Origin of the sequence: uncultured Roseibium sp. (assembly GCF_947499295.1) — a bacterium.
Classification (GTDB): domain Bacteria; phylum Pseudomonadota; class Alphaproteobacteria; order Rhizobiales; family Stappiaceae; genus Roseibium.
Window position 1 is genome coordinate 242,873 of the sequence record NZ_CANMNP010000002.1, and the last position, 14,810, is coordinate 257,682.

The window sequence follows — 14,810 nt, forward strand, 5'->3', positions numbered from 1 at the left end:
AGGTAGCGGATCAAAGGACATTGCGAAAGCACAATATCTTCGAATGCAGTTCTATATTCTCGGAGATAATGAAAATGATTGTTTCTAAAAAAGAAAAAGTGATGCTTGGAGGACGGCAATTGACGATCGGGGCCTTTGACCCCAAAACACTGGGTAAAGCAAAACACGCATGTTCTGAGCGGAGAATACGAATGACAGGCCGGATCGACGTCCACGGGTTGCAAGTTGCCCAGGTTCTATATGACTTTGTCAATGAGAAAGCCCTGCCGGAAAGTGGTGTCGAACAGGAGCATTTCTGGAAAGGTCTGTCTGCACTGATCCATGATCTGGCGCCAAAGAACAAGGCACTGCTCGCGCGGCGCGACGAACTGCAGGCAAGGGTTGATGGCTGGCACAAGGCCAATTCCGGAACTCCGGATATGCCCGCATATAAAGCGTTCCTGAGTGAAACCGGATACCTGGTGCCGGAAGGGCCGGATTTTGAAGTCGGTACGCAGAATGTCGATCCGGAGATTGGTGAAGTTGCCGGACCCCAGCTCGTGGTTCCGGTCATGAATGCGCGCTATGCGCTCAATGCCGCCAACGCGCGCTGGGGGTCGCTCTATGATGCACTCTATGGCACCGATGCCATGGGGTCGCGCCCGCAACCGGGCGGCTTTGATGCCGCGCGCGGCGCAGAAGTCATTGCATATGCGCGCCGTGTGCTGGACGAGACCGCACCGCTTCTCGCTGGAAGCTGGTCGGATATCACAGGCCTTGCAGTGAAAGACGAAAATCTGTTGATCTCGGTCGACGGCGGTTCTACCTGCCTTGCAGACAGGTCCCAGTTTGCCGGCTTCGCCGGCGACCCTGCGGACCCCTACAAGGTTCTGCTGGTAAAGAACGGTCTTCACCTGGAAATCAATGTCGACAGTCAGCATCCGATCGGCAAAACCGACAAGGCGCGCATTTCGGATATTGTCCTGGAATCCGCAATGTCGACGATCATGGATTGCGAAGATTCTGTCGCTGCCGTTGACGCCGAGGACAAGGTTGTCGTTTACACCAACTGGCTTGGACTGATGAAGGGGGACCTTCAGGAGACCTTTGAAAAAGGCGGTGAAACGGTGACGAGGCGCTTGCATGGCGACCGGAATTATTCGGCACCGGATGGCAGCGCACTAAAGCTTCATGGTCGTTCCCTGCTGCTGATACGCAATGTCGGTCACTTGATGACGATTGATGCCGTTCTCGATGAGCATGGAAACGAAGTGCCTGAGGGTCTGCTCGACGCCATGATCACGTCGCTGATTGCACTTCATGACATTGGCCCCAACGGCGGCGGCACCAATAGCCGCACCGGCTCTGTCTATATCGTGAAGCCAAAGATGCACGGCCCAGAAGAAGTGGCTTTCGCGTCGCAGATATTCAGCCGGGTGGAAGACGCACTCGGGCTTGAGCGAAACACGCTCAAGATGGGCATCATGGACGAAGAGCGGCGCACGACAGTAAACCTGAAGGAATGCATCCGACAGGCGAAGGACCGGGTCTTTTTCATCAACACAGGTTTCCTGGATCGCACCGGCGATGAAATGCACACCTCCATGGAAGCCGGTCCAATGATCCGCAAGGGTGACATGAAAGCTGCCACCTGGATTGCGGCCTATGAAAACAACAATGTTGATGTCGGGCTCGCCTGCGGATTGCCGGGGCACGCACAAATAGGCAAGGGCATGTGGGCCATGCCTGATCTGATGCACGCGATGCTGGAGCAAAAGGTCGGGCACCCGATGTCAGGTGCGAACACGGCCTGGGTTCCCTCGCCAACGGCGGCAACCCTGCATGCCATGCACTATTACAAGATTGCCGTTCAGGATAGACAACAGGAATTGAAGTCACGGCACGCGGCCAAGCTGGAAGACATTCTGTCTATTCCCGTCGCTGAGAGGCCCAACTGGGCGCCGGACGACATTCAGGCTGAACTCGACAACAACGCGCAAGGCATTCTTGGCTACGTCGTCCGCTGGGTAGAGCAGGGCGTTGGCTGTTCCAAGGTGCCGGACATCAACGATGTCGGCCTCATGGAAGATCGCGCAACTTTGCGCATTTCCTCCCAGCATATCGCCAACTGGCTGCATCATGGCGTTGCCAGCAAGGAACAGGTTCTGGAGACCATGCGGCGCATGGCAGCCGTCGTGGATGGTCAAAATGCCGGCGACCCGCTCTATCGTCCGATGTCTGCTGATTATGACGGCTCGGTCGCCTTCCAGGCAGCGTGTGAGCTGGTCTTTGAAGGCACCAAGCAGCCCAACGGCTACACAGAGCCGGTTCTTCATCGCCGTCGGCTTGAGTTCAAGGCCAAGACAGCCTGACACGCGATCATCGTCCAATGCGAGCAGTTTGCGCGCGGCCAGCCGATGAGGCAGGGGCTGCGCGCAGGATATTATGTGCCGACGGGAGAAAGCACTCCCGGAGGTACGCTTTGCTTCTCGAAGTTCCACATTCTCGGCGATTGATCCAAACGCAAACATGCACCATTCATCAGATCAAAGCGGCAAAGACAAGTGTCGTTCTAGCTGTCAGGTATTGAGCTGGTTTCGGGCTCAAAGCCTGCCGCCAAAACAGCCAATGTCGGGCGAGGCGTAAGGACCGTAACCTGCAGGCTGTCAAAGGGGCTCTGAACTGCCGTGCCATACGAGCCGGATTCAAATGGATAAAGCGAACGTTTAAGCACCAGGTGCGGGCGATCCCGATAAAGAACAAATGCGTGATCTGGAACGTCACGCAGCAAGGCCTCATGACGGACCTGGGTGCGCATGCGTGTTACTCTGGCAGAATGCAACGCGGTGTCGATTTCCTTGTGACCAGACGCGCCTCCATGCGCCTTGAACCAGGCCTTGACCCATGCGCGGTAGGCTTTCGGCCTGCAATAGGCGCAGGGCCGGTGACCCGCGGCAAGCGCAATCGCTTCGTCAAAGAAAAACAACGGTGTCCATCCGCGTGCTGGTCTTGGCCCGTGATAGCGTCCGCGCGGATGAACGAGATTGCAAATGATCCAATGCTTGTGTTTCCAGCGACTTGTGCCCAACCGGCCTTGCGCATCGAGATCAAGAATGCCGCGATTGCCGGTGAATGTCCCCCGGAAGGAAGTTGAAACGATTTCTCCTGTCGGCAAGACTCGATTTTGCAGCGGTGCGTGTGTCACTAGTGTTTGGCCCATGATTGAAAGACGAGGGTGAAGACGGTGCCCGTCCCGGTAGGGTCGGTGTATTTTCCGCAAGTCTGGCACATACCGGAACATTGTCCTGAGCAGGATCAAATTACCAGAGAAGAGGTACATCCCCCTTCAACCGGTCCTTTGAATTCCAACTGGATTTGGTTGGACTTGACAAACGGACAAGTGTCCACTTAAGTAAGAGAAACAGATGACCCGAAGCGACGCGCAGGAAAACCGAGGCACAATACTTCAGGCATTTGCCAGTCTCTTGCGGCCGGGAAATGCCAAGCTTCCAACAATGTCGGACGTGGTCCGGCAAAGTGGTTTGGGAAGAGGGACTGTCTATCGCCACTTTCCGGAAATCGGGGATTTGATCTTTGCTCATTTGGACGAGGGATATCGCGCCGTTTGCTCAAGTTATGAACCGGAATGGATCAAGGGAGATGCGAATGCAATTCGAGCGAAATGCGAAACGTTTCTTCTGAGTTACTACAAATTCAATCGCGACAATCACAGCATTCTGGCGACGTCCGAGTGTCTGATTTCTGAAGGCCGGCAGCTTGCCAAAACGGAACTTCGCAGAAAAATCTATGTGACGCTGACACGCATGTCGGAAACGCCAATGAAACCGATTGAACTGAACAAATGGACGGATGTGGTCGCCTGCTGCGTCGAAACGGAACATATCGGCTCGAGTTCAATGCTGGAAGCGAGGCCGGACATTTCTGTCGGTATTGCAATGACACTTCTGGATGCCTGCCTGAAGTGAACTGACGGCAATCTCCTGATTGATTTTTTGAAGCCTGGCTCTGTCGCCGGGACGGGGTTCTTTTGCCTGGAGGAGGCACAATGAGAAGCTGGTATCCCATATTTTATGCAGCTTTTGTGCTGCTCCTGGGGGGCGCTGCCAATGCTTGCGGGAATGCAAGTGATTGCAGGTTGGAAACAGGTACCTATCGCTACGAGGCACCTGACATCATCGGCTCCCAATTGCCTGTCGTGGTCTACTTTCATGGTTACGGCAGCTCGGCAGAGAACACGATTGAGGTGGATCGCAATCTTGTCAACGCTGCGTTGGAGCGTGGATATGTGTTTCTCGCGCTGAACGGAATGACCCGGAATTTTGAGGGAGCCAAGAATGGTTGGTCGGTGCGCGACGGGCAACACCCGTTGCGCAACCAAGCCGATTTTGCCAGAGCGGCGGTTCAAGATCTCGCCGGCGAATTGTCCCTGGATTTGAGTCGCGTCCTGCTTGCTGGATACTCAATGGGAGGTTCCGCCGTTCTGGATACAGCCTGCCATTCGCCACAAGGCTTTGCCGGATTTGTCGTTCTCAACGGCGCTATGTGGACGCCACTTCCAAAGACCTGCGTCGAACCCGTTCAACTTTTCCAGATCCATGCCTTCTCAGACACCGTTATGCCGCTTGAGGGTTTGAGTTACGGACCTGTCAGCACTGGTGACGTTTTCGCAGGGCTCAAGTTGGTGCGGGAAGTTGCGGTTGACAGCCATACGCCGGACGGGTTTGCCGTCTCGAATGAAATGAGTTGCCGTTTCTGGCAAGACAGCGCGGTTCGTTTCTGCCTGTATGATGGTGACCATACCTGGCCGACCGACTGGATGCAGAAGGCTCTCGATTGGTTTGAGCAACGGTCAGGCAAGCCGTGACAAATGTCTCAATGGCTGCTGGGCGCGCTGAACGTCAGACGGTTTTCCGTTCTTTTCCCTCCGTGCCACGAAATGTGAAAGCCTATTTTTTCCTGGCACCCGCGGTTATGGTTTTTTCCGTTCTTGTTCTTTATCCCATCGCGCATTCGATCTGGATTTCGTTCTTCGATATGACGGGAGCAGATCTGTTCAGCGCATCGAACAAAGCCGAGTGGGTGGGGTTAAGCAACTATCTGGAACTCCTTGAAGATCCCAGGTTCCATGTGTCTGTTCAAAACACGCTGCTCTGGTTTTGCCTCTTCATGTTGGCGTTGCCGGCAGGGCTAGGGATCGCTTTGCTTGTGAACCAGACCGCTCCAGGCGTTTGGCTCTACAGGTCGCTCTTTTTCTTTCCCTTTGTGATCTCTCAAGTCGTTGTCGGCCTGATTTTCACTTGGTTTTACGACCCCCGCTTTGGGCTGGTCGGCAAACTTTGGGACAGGATGGGGGCAACACCCCCTGCAATTCTGGGAGAGCCAGGTCTCGTCAATTTCGGCCTGATTGCAGCGGGCCTTTGGCCCCAGACCGCATTTTGCGCCCTGATTTACCTGACAGGGCTCTGCAATCTGTCACAGGACCAGATCGAAGCGGCAAGACTAGACAATGCAAAGGGATGGAAACTGCTGCGTTATATCATCCTTCCGCAATTGCGTTCGGCGACGTTCATTGCCTTCCTTGTGACGGCTATTGGCGCACTGCGGTCATACGACCTCATTGTGATCATGACAGACGGCGGGCCCTACGGCTCATCACGGGTGCTTTCCTATTTCATGTATGAGCAGGCCCTGTCTGAATACGGCACCCGTCAGGGATATGGAGCAGCCATAGCCGTTGTGCTCTTCCTGCTGACCATGACCGTGCTCAGCATCTTCATCTGGCGAACGCTCAAGTCAGAGGCGGAAGACTAGGCGATGTTTCCAAAACCCATCGAACATGCGCCGCCGGTGACAAGATACCTCTACAATCTGCTTTTACCTGTCTGCGTAATTGTCTGGTTGCTGCCTCTATTGGCTGTGTTTGTGACGTCTGTTCGCTCACAAGCCGATATCACGCGCGGCAACATTATGGGGTGGCCATCGGAGATCCAGATTTTTCAGAACTATGGTGCTGTCCTGACTGAGTCCGATTTTGTCTCCCATTTCCTGAATACGATCAACATTACCGTACCAAGCGCGCTCTTGGCTGTCTGCATTGCCACCCTGGCGGGATACGCACTTGCAATCCATCGGATCCGGATTGGCGCGACAGTGTTTTTGCTCTTTCTGGCCGGAAATTTTGTCCCGTTTCAAATCCTGCTGGTCCCGGTCCGCAATCTTGCTCTGGAGACCGGGCTCTATGACACTGCGACCGGTCTGGTCTTGTTTCACGCCGCGTTTCAAACCGGATTTTGCACCTTGCTGGCACGCAATTTCATCAGGGAACTTCCGTTTGAGCTGATCGAGACCGCAAGGCTGGACGGCGTCGGCGAAAGGCAGATCTTTTTGCGTATTGTATTGCCGTTGATCAAGCCGGTCCTGGCCGCAATGATGATCCTTGTTTTCACATTCGTCTGGAATGATTTTTTCTGGGCGACTTCACTCACCCAGAGCAATGATACGCGCCCGATAACAGCTGCAATACAGTCCTTGAATGGACAGTTCGTCAGTCGTCATCATCTGGTCTCCGCTGCCTCGCTCCTGGCTGCTTTGCCGCCGGTCATTTTGTTTTTTCTGATGCAAAAACACTTCACGGCCGGGCTCACACTCGGGGCGAGCAAGGGGTAGCACTCGTGCCGCGTTGAGGTAGCCTGCGTTTTTCCAAATGTGCTCTCAACCTCTTTGGAGCGGGAGCGCTTTGACGACGTTGGTCTGTCAGCCTCGCACTGGACTGCAGATAATCCATTGCCTTCAATGCAGTCTCATGTGCCGCTCATGAACCTTGCCGACGTCGAAAGCCGATGGAGAAGATCATCTACTCTCTAAAAGCATGTCAGAGACTAATGGCGGTTTCTTCCTTGCCGGTCTTGATGACCACCATTGTAAAGAAGCGGGCGACGTTGCTTTGGTCGCGAAACAGACGCTCGCACAGACGGTCATATTCCTCCATGTCCCGCAATCGAAGCATCAGGACGACATCGCTTGCACCCGTGACCGCATAAGCGTTGGAGACGGCTTCTTCTGCCGCCACGCTGTCCAGAAAGCGGCGCATATGCTGTTCGCCGTGCAGTTTCAGTTCAACGGTTACAATAGCCTTGATAACCCGTCCGGCTTTGGCTGGGTTCAAAATGGCGACCACGCGATCGATAAAACCGTTTTTTCTGAGCCGCTGCACGCGGCGCAGACAGGTAGACGGCGAGAGACCTACCTTGTCTGCCAGTTCCACATTCGTGCGCGAAGCATCGTGCTGGATGAAGTTCAATATTTTGCGGTCTATTCGGTCCATCTGAAAAGCCTATTCATTCAGCAAATCTTTGCAATAAAATTGCAAAACCATGCAATTTTAGACCACAAATTCGAAGCGAGCCAAGCTAGGACTGAGGCAACTTTTTAGGAGCCTTGAATGTCGGTCATCGCAAAAATATTCCGAAAAACGCTTGAACCAATTGAGATCTACTGGGTACTGGCGCGTGTTATGATACCTATAACAATCGGAGCCGAGGTGCTCTCGAGACTGGGTGTGATCGAAGTGGTCGCGCCAGTCTTCGCACCTGTTATGAACCTTGTCGGCCTCCCTTCAGAGCTTGGCCTGGCTTGGCTGACCGCCATGCTGGTTGGGATCTGGGGGGCTGTGCCGCTTCTCTTCACACTGGTGCCCGTCTCGTCCTTGAGTGTTGCGGACGTCACAATTTTTTCTGCGCTTGTCTTGTTTGCGCACGGGTTGCCCGTTGAGCAGAAAATCATCCGGATGGCTGGCCCCGGCATGACCGTCACGACAACGCTGCGCATTGTGGGAGGGCTCCTCTATGCATTTCTGTTGCACACGGTACTGCAAATGACGGGATGGCTGTCTGCTCCGGTTGCACCTGCCTGGATACCCTTAAGCACCACACCGGACTGGTTCGAGTTTTTCTTCGGATTCGCCCAGGCCATGATCTGGATGCTGGTCGTCCTTGTCGCTCTTTTCTGGTTCCTGGAAGTCCTGAAGGTGACCGGGGTTTTGCAATGGATCATGTCCGCCTTGGCACCGGTTCTGCGCCTTGCGGGCATTCGCGGTGAAGCCGGATACCTGACTGCGGTGGGTCTGTTTTTGGGCATCTCTTATGGCGCCGGCCTGCTGATCCGGGAAGCGCGGTCAGGCGCGGTGTCACCGCGGCAGGTTTTTGTGTCTTGCGTGTTTATGGGGTTTGCGCACAGCGTTATTGAAGACACGCTTTTGATGATCGCTCTAGGGGCCGATGTTTATGGTGTGCTGGTCGGACGGCTTTGCTTTGCCATTGCGGCCACCGCCATCATTGCTGCTCTGCTTCGTCGACTGTCTGACAATGCCTTCTTCCAGCACATGTACCGGCTAGAGAGGGCAAAAACTGGGTAAGCAAACCTTTGTCGGTGTTTGGCAATGGGCCTGAAGAAGAGGTGACAAGGCATGCCTGTCCCTGGAATGGGAGCGCCCTTCCAAGGTTGGGCGATGACATGCCGAACAACTCCCGGGATCGGGCAGTCCCTCATTGAGGTCGGTTGGTTTTCAGTCGAACAATTCGCCCGCTCATCTGATTGCCTTTCAGGGGGCGCAGCTGTTGCGTTCAAACGGGTGAACCTTGATGCATCAAGGCCCTCAGCCTTACCAACTGCCGGATGCCGGGCGGTGGTAGCCTCATCTCCTGGTAATGAAATTCAGCTTTTATATTTTGCTTACTAATCTTTTTTTTATAAGAAACTCAGTGTTTTGGATAAATTTAGTTGCAAAGCTTTCAAGCTGGTGCTGATAATCGATGCCAGAAAGATGTGTCTGTCAGAAAATTTTTAGGCATTCGGAAAACAGCGACGCATCCAGGGTGATTGAACAAACAACGTCGCCAAAAAAATGTCGGCTTCAGGGACGGATGACAAGGGAGAAGTCCCAAGACGAAGGCGTTGAAAGCAGTGACTAAACTCCGGGTTTGCGGAGCTCTAACCGCCGTTCAGGCAAAGACGATCGGGAGGGATCCGAAAAAGGACGGAGGTCCAGCAAGAATGACCTGTCTCTTGGGTATTCAACCGTGAAGATTCCGGAAACCCTAGGTCTGACCAGCGTTGGGGGTGCTGTCTGAAAATCAAGGAGAATGCTCAAACAGTTGGGTTTTACCCAATTGCCCGCAAGCGGCTCACAATATCGGTTTTACCGCAACGAAGTGTGGAGACATCGATCCAAATTGGCGCTTGCCTTGCCCCGTGAGACTTCGCGAAACGTTGTTGGGGTCCAAAAGAAAGCCGGAAAACCGGTTGGAATACAATGTTCAGGGAGGAACAGAAATGAACAGAAAAGCCGCAGTTTTTGCAGGTTCGCTTGTGGTGTTTGCAGCCAGCGCATCGATGGCTCACGCCGACAAACTCACCCTTTACTGCAGTGCGCAGGAGGACTGGTGCCAGTTGATGGCGCGCAGTTTCGAAGATGCAACCGGCATCGACGTCAATATGACACGCAAGTCTTCAGGTGAAACCTTCGCACAGATCCGCGCCGAGTCTTCCAATCCAAAAGGAGACGTTTGGTGGGGTGGCACCGGTGATCCGCATTTGCAAGCTGCTGAGGAAGGCCTGACCGCCGAATATGTTTCTCCCATGCGGGATCAGCTGCACGACTGGGCAATTAGCCAGGCTGAAAGCGCAGGAAACAGGACAATCGGGATCTATTCCGGTGCACTCGGATACGGCTACAACAGCGATCTTCTGGCCGCAAACAATCTGCCGGAGCCGGCATGTTGGAAGGACCTTCTGAAACCCGAATACAAGGGTCATGTCCAGATGGCAAACCCGAACTCTTCCGGCACCGCTTACACGACGCTTGCCTCCATGGTGCAGATTTTTGGTGAGGACGAGGGCTTTGAATTCATGAAGGGCCTCCACGCCAACATCAACCAGTATACCAAATCCGGTTCCGCTCCGATCAAGGCTGCCGGTCGCGGCGAAAACACCATTGGTATTGTTTTCATGCATGATGCCGTCAAGCAGGCCGTCTCCGGTTTCCCGGTGAAAGTCGTCGCCCCGTGCGAAGGAACCGGCTACGAGATTGGTTCGATGTCGATCATTGACGGTGCCCGCAACATCGACGAGGCAAAGAAGTTTTATGACTGGGCGTTGAGCCCTGAGGCCCAAAACCTTGCGCTTGAGGTGAACGCGTTCCAGGTGCCGTCCAACAAAAGTGCGGAGACCTCCGAAAGCGCACCTGACATGAGCCAGATCAAGCTGATCGACTACGACTTCAAGAAATATGGGTCGTCGGATGAGCGTAAGCGCCTCTTGCAGAAATGGGACGAGGACGTATCCACGCTGCCGCAGTAAGTGACTTTGACCAAACCAAATAAAGCTCCCCCGGTTCTGATCTTCTGGATCATTGCCGGGTGGGTAGGCTTCTGTCTGCTGCCCTGGTACGGCATCGAGGACGGCTTTTGGTCGTTTGAGTGGCTGATCGACGGCTACCCTTTCGACGACGACTATGCGCCTGCCGCGTTTTTGATCGCACAGGGCGAAAAACTGTGGCTGGCACCCCTTTTGATCCCGCTGGTGCTTCCGCTGTTTGCGTTGCGGTGCTCAAAGTCGGATCCGGCCTATGCCCGTTTGCTTGTGCTTGCCGGATCGATCGGCTTTGCGTGGATGATTGCCCAGGGTTTTTCCATTGGCATCCGCGGGTACAATTTCGAATGGATGAATGCGGCCTTCGGCCCGTTGGACGATCGGCAGTTTGGCATGGGATACGGCGCGATGCTTTGCGCGTCAGCCTACCTTTTTCTGCTGACGCAAGGCATCGCGGCGCGCGGAGCTGTCAACGGCGATGTCTTTGTCGTTAGTGCCATTGGTGGCGTCATCGCAATTGTCACGGCATTTGTCTTCTTTCCAATTGCAAAAATGCTGTTTGCCGCCTTCGTCACAGATGACGGCGCTTACTCGATTTTGGTCTTTTTCGACAAGTTCTTCAACGACCGGATCTGGGGCCTGGGCTGCCTGGCTGGCGCGCGTTGCGGAGCAGCATGGAACTCCCTTTTTCTCGCTGTTCTGGTTGGATTGATCACAACGCTTTTGGGCCTTGCGTTTGCGCTCGTCGTGACCCGGTCGGGCTTCCGTTACAAACGAGTGATGCGGGCACTGACGGTGTTGCCGATCATCACGCCGCCATTCGTCATTGGACTAGCGCTAATATTGCTCTTTGGTCTTTCCGGCACGATTACGGTCTATGTTTCCGAATTGTTTGGCGTGCAGCCGACGCGTTGGCTGTATGGTCTGCCTGGAGTGCTTATTGCCCAGACGCTTGCATTCACGCCGATTGCCTTTCTGGTCCTCATCGGTGTTGTTGAAGGCGTCTCTCCTTCAATGGAAGAAGCCGCGCAGACGCTTCGGGCAAACCGTTGGCAGACCTTCAGAACTGTTTCCTTACCGCTCATGCGTCCGGGGCTCGCAAACGCATTTCTGCTCGGTTTCATCGAAAGCATGGCCGATTTCGGCAATCCGTTGGTTCTGGGCGGAAACTTTGATGTTTTGTCGACCGAGATTTTCTTTGCCATTGTCGGCGCGCAATATGATCAAGGGCGTGCAGCGGTGCTCGCAATGGTTCTGCTCTTTTTCACGCTCTCGGCGTTTTACGCCCAACGGGCCTGGCTGGGTAAGAAGAGCTACACGACAGTCTCTGGCAAGGGAGATGCGGGCGTACACCCTTTGATGCCAAAAGGCCTTGCGGTCCCGGTTCTGACCCTTGCGCTTGCCTGGGCCGCTTTCACCGCCGTGGTCTATGCGATGATCATGTATGGCAGTGTTGTTGAGCTCTGGGGCGTCAACAATTCTCTGACATTCAAGCACTATGTGACAGCGTTCTCGGTTCGGTTTGCCGAAGAAGGGATACGATGGACCGGCGCTGCCTGGGACAGTTTTTGGACAACAATTACCATAGCTGCCATTGCGGCACCGCTGACGGCGGCCGTTGGATTGGTGACAGCCTATTTGCTGACCCGGCAGAATTTCGCCGGCAAGAACTCGTTCGAGTTCGGCACGATGCTGTCCTTCGCCATTCCCGGAACGGTCATCGGTGTGAGCTACATCTTGGCCTTCAACGTGCCTCCGATAGAAATCACCGGGACGGGCATTATCCTCGTCGTGAGTTTCATCTTCAGGAACATGCCGGTCGGCGTGCGAGCGGGGATCGCAAGCATGTCGCAGATCGACAAGTCGCTCGACGAGAGCTCGCTCACGCTCGGAGCCAATTCATGGCAAACCTTCCGAAGAGTGATCCTGCCCTTGTTGCGACCAGCGATCCTGGCCGCTTTGGTCTACAGTTTCGTGCGGGCGATGACTGCCATTTCCGCCGTAATTTTTCTGGTTTCAGCAGAATATGACATGGCGACCAGTTACATTATCGGGCGGGTGGAAAACAACGACTACGGTCTCGCCATTGCCTATTCCACGACACTGATCTTTGTCATGCTGGCAGCCGTCGGCCTGCTGCAGTTGCTGGTAGGCCGTGTGCAGATCGGGCGTCGAAAACACGTCGAAATGAAGGGGGCGACATGAGCGAAACACACATTCGCAGCAAGGCCGCGCCGGTCAGGTTCGAAAAGGTGTCCAAGGTTTTCGGGAAGGATGTGGTCGCAGTCGACAACATCGACCTGGATATCGAAGCGGGAAAACTTGTAACGCTTCTGGGCCCATCCGGTTGTGGCAAGACCACGACGCTCCGCATGATCGCGGGACTGGAGATGGCCAGTTCGGGGCGCATTCTCATCGGGGATACAGAGGTCACAAGGTTGCCGGCAACGGATCGTGATGTGTCGATGGTGTTCCAGTCCTACGCACTGTTTCCACACATGAGTGTTCTGGAAAACGTGATGTATGGCCTGACATTTTCAGGTTTCGACAAGGCCGAAGCGCGATCCCGGGCGCTTGAAGGGCTGGAACTGGTCGGTTTGAAGGGCTTCGGCGAGCGTTTGCCAAGCGAATTGTCCGGCGGTCAACAGCAACGTGTCGCGGTCGCCCGTGCTCTTGTTCTGGAGCCTCAGGTGCTGCTGTTTGACGAACCCTTGTCGAACCTTGATGCAAAATTGCGCCGACAGGTCCGCGAAGACATTCGGGCAATCCAGCAAGATCTTGGCTTGACGGTGGTATACGTCACGCACGATCAGGAGGAAGCACTCGCGGTTTCAGATGAGATTGTCGTCATGCGCAATGCATCGATTGCTCAAATAGGCACGCCGCGGGCGCTCTATGACCAACCGGTTGATGCATTCGTTGCCGATTTCATTGGTGAAGCGAATTTGATCCCATGCGAGATCATGGACGTTCAGGGCGAAACCGCAACTGTGGATGTTTGCGGGTACCGCTACAAGCTGGCCTCGCGCGGTTTGTCAAAAGGCGCTGCATCCATTGCTGTGCGACCGTCACGGCTGGTTTTGGGGGAAGCTGCAGGCATGCCTGCGCGCGTTGCCAAGGCGACCTATGTCGGCGTTCGAATGGAATACACACTTGAGGGCGAGTTCGGTCAGGTCTTTGCGGTGCAGGACAATGTGGATCAGACGCTGGAAGTGGGGTCGGACCTGAGGCTTTCTTTCGCAAAATCGGGTCCTGTGCTCTTGGCGGCTGAATAAGTCTTTCCTTGCGATCGATTGAACCGTCTTTCCATCGAAAGTTGGACCAAGGCATATTGAACAATCTATTCCGTCAGGGTCTGTGCGCGTCGGCCGTTTCGAGCGCGCTTGGATTGGTGTTGGGATTAGGTGTCCTTGTCGGTATCGGTCTCAGCGCAACAACATATGCTGTGGTCCTGGGCGCGGTCGGACGCAAATTTCCTCCAGAACGACGTACCTCGGCGCTCGGCATTGCCTCACTGGGCGGCTCCTTGGGGATCTTTCTAAGTGTTCCCGTCACATTGAGCCTGATCGACAGCGTGAATTGGTCCTTAGCATTTGTCAGCCTGGGTCTTGTCGCAGTGACGATCTGCTTGCTGGCACCGATGCTGTCCGGGCGCACTGAGGCTCAGGGGACAGAGCAGTCGCTCACCGAAGCACTCTTCGAGGCGCTCAGGCATAAAGGTTTTGTATTGCTGGTACTCGGTTTCTTTGTTTGCGGGTTCCAGCTTGCATTTATCGGGACACATTTGCCGGCATACCTGTTGGACAGAAATCTGGGAGCCTGGCTTGGTGGCGCTGCTCTTGCGACGATAGGTGCGACCAACATCGCCGGAACGTTCATATGCGGTGTCGTTGGCGATCACATCAGCAAGAAAAAGATCCTTGTAGGTCTTTACCTGGCCCGGGCCGCCGCTGTTGCCACCTTCGTGCTGCTGCCGCCCTCTGATGTCTCAACTCTCTTGTTCGCCGCGGTGATGGGTTTTACCTGGCTTGGAACAGTACCGCTTACCACCGGCATCGTTGCCCAGGTCTTTGGCCCCCGGTATCTCGCGACACTGATTGGCATCGTATTCTTCATGCACCAAATTGGAAGCTTCCTGGGTGCCTGGCTCGGTGGGCTCGTATTCGAGCAGACAGGCAACTACGACATCATGTGGTGGTGCGTGGTTCTGGCCGGCATCATGGCTGCCTTTCTGCACCTTCCGATCGATGAGCAACCACTAACTTCCAAATTTAGCAGAATTCAGGGAGCCGTGAGCAGTGCCTAACAGGTCCCTTATTCTATGGGGCGTGGCCTGCCTATTCGCGGTTTTTGCCCTCCTCAGTCTTTGGACCGCTTTAATCGCTGTTTACCAGAGGCATTTTCTTGACCTTTCGATCATGCAGTTCATTTGCATGGCGGGT

At 54.7% G+C, this 14,810-nt stretch carries 12 protein-coding genes; 10 read left to right on the forward strand and 2 right to left on the reverse strand.

Features of this window, described 5'->3' with window-relative positions; all coding sequences use genetic code 11:
* Window positions 1-191: 191 nt before the first annotated feature.
* A complete protein-coding gene (locus tag Q0835_RS05240; RefSeq protein ID WP_298959045.1) occupies window positions 192-2,351 on the forward strand; it encodes a malate synthase G in 2,160 nt (719 codons plus the stop codon).
* A gap of 200 nt (window positions 2,352-2,551) precedes the next feature.
* Here the strand turns inward: Q0835_RS05240 and Q0835_RS05245 are convergent, their stop codons facing one another.
* Window positions 2,552-3,184, reverse strand: a complete 633-nt coding sequence (locus Q0835_RS05245; protein WP_298959048.1) for a hypothetical protein — start codon at window positions 3,182-3,184, stop codon at window positions 2,552-2,554.
* A gap of 220 nt (window positions 3,185-3,404) precedes the next feature.
* Here Q0835_RS05245 and Q0835_RS05250 point away from each other — a divergent pair, with 220 nt between their 5' ends.
* From Q0835_RS05250 to Q0835_RS05265, 4 genes are all read left to right on the forward strand, one after another.
* Window positions 3,405-3,965, forward strand: a complete 561-nt coding sequence (locus tag Q0835_RS05250; protein ID WP_298959050.1) for a TetR/AcrR family transcriptional regulator — start codon at window positions 3,405-3,407, stop codon at window positions 3,963-3,965.
* An 80-nt stretch (window positions 3,966-4,045) separates the two neighbouring features.
* Window positions 4,046-4,864 carry a PHB depolymerase family esterase gene (locus tag Q0835_RS05255; RefSeq protein WP_298959053.1) on the forward strand — a complete coding sequence of 273 codons (819 nt, stop codon included), beginning with the start codon at window positions 4,046-4,048 and terminating at the stop codon, window positions 4,862-4,864.
* Entirely contained in the window at window positions 4,861-5,811 is a 951-nt protein-coding gene (locus Q0835_RS05260; protein ID WP_298959056.1) for a sugar ABC transporter permease, read from the forward strand. Before Q0835_RS05255 ends, Q0835_RS05260 begins: the two co-directional genes overlap by 4 nt.
* 3 nt (window positions 5,812-5,814) lie before the next feature.
* On the forward strand, window positions 5,815-6,666 hold the full coding sequence (locus tag Q0835_RS05265; RefSeq protein WP_298959059.1) for a carbohydrate ABC transporter permease: 852 nt from the start codon (window positions 5,815-5,817) through the stop codon (window positions 6,664-6,666).
* Between the two features lie 205 nt (window positions 6,667-6,871).
* Here the strand turns inward: Q0835_RS05265 and Q0835_RS05270 are convergent, their stop codons facing one another.
* The gene (locus tag Q0835_RS05270) at window positions 6,872-7,324 is read right to left on the reverse strand and encodes an Lrp/AsnC family transcriptional regulator (RefSeq protein ID WP_298959061.1); all 453 of its coding nucleotides are present in this window, start codon (window positions 7,322-7,324) and stop codon (window positions 6,872-6,874) included.
* A 117-nt stretch (window positions 7,325-7,441) separates the two neighbouring features.
* Between Q0835_RS05270 and Q0835_RS05275 the strand changes: the two genes are divergently transcribed.
* From Q0835_RS05275 to Q0835_RS05295, 5 genes are all read left to right on the forward strand, one after another.
* A complete protein-coding gene (locus Q0835_RS05275) occupies window positions 7,442-8,413 on the forward strand; it encodes a nucleoside recognition domain-containing protein (RefSeq protein ID WP_298959064.1) in 972 nt (323 codons plus the stop codon).
* A gap of 977 nt (window positions 8,414-9,390) precedes the next feature.
* Window positions 9,391-10,356 carry an ABC transporter substrate-binding protein gene (locus Q0835_RS05280; protein WP_298959502.1) on the forward strand — a complete coding sequence of 322 codons (966 nt, stop codon included), beginning with the start codon at window positions 9,391-9,393 and terminating at the stop codon, window positions 10,354-10,356.
* 6 nt (window positions 10,357-10,362) lie between these two features.
* Window positions 10,363-12,573 carry an iron ABC transporter permease gene (locus Q0835_RS05285; protein ID WP_298959067.1) on the forward strand — a complete coding sequence of 737 codons (2,211 nt, stop codon included), beginning with the start codon at window positions 10,363-10,365 and terminating at the stop codon, window positions 12,571-12,573.
* Window positions 12,570-13,643: an ABC transporter ATP-binding protein gene (locus Q0835_RS05290; protein WP_298959070.1), complete on the forward strand. Its 1,074-nt coding sequence runs from the start codon at window positions 12,570-12,572 to the stop codon at window positions 13,641-13,643. Before Q0835_RS05285 ends, Q0835_RS05290 begins: the two co-directional genes overlap by 4 nt.
* Before the next feature lie 56 nt (window positions 13,644-13,699).
* Window positions 13,700-14,674 (forward strand): MFS transporter, encoded by a 975-nt coding sequence (locus Q0835_RS05295; RefSeq protein WP_298959075.1) that lies wholly within the window; start codon window positions 13,700-13,702, stop codon window positions 14,672-14,674.
* Window positions 14,675-14,810 lie beyond the last annotated feature (136 nt).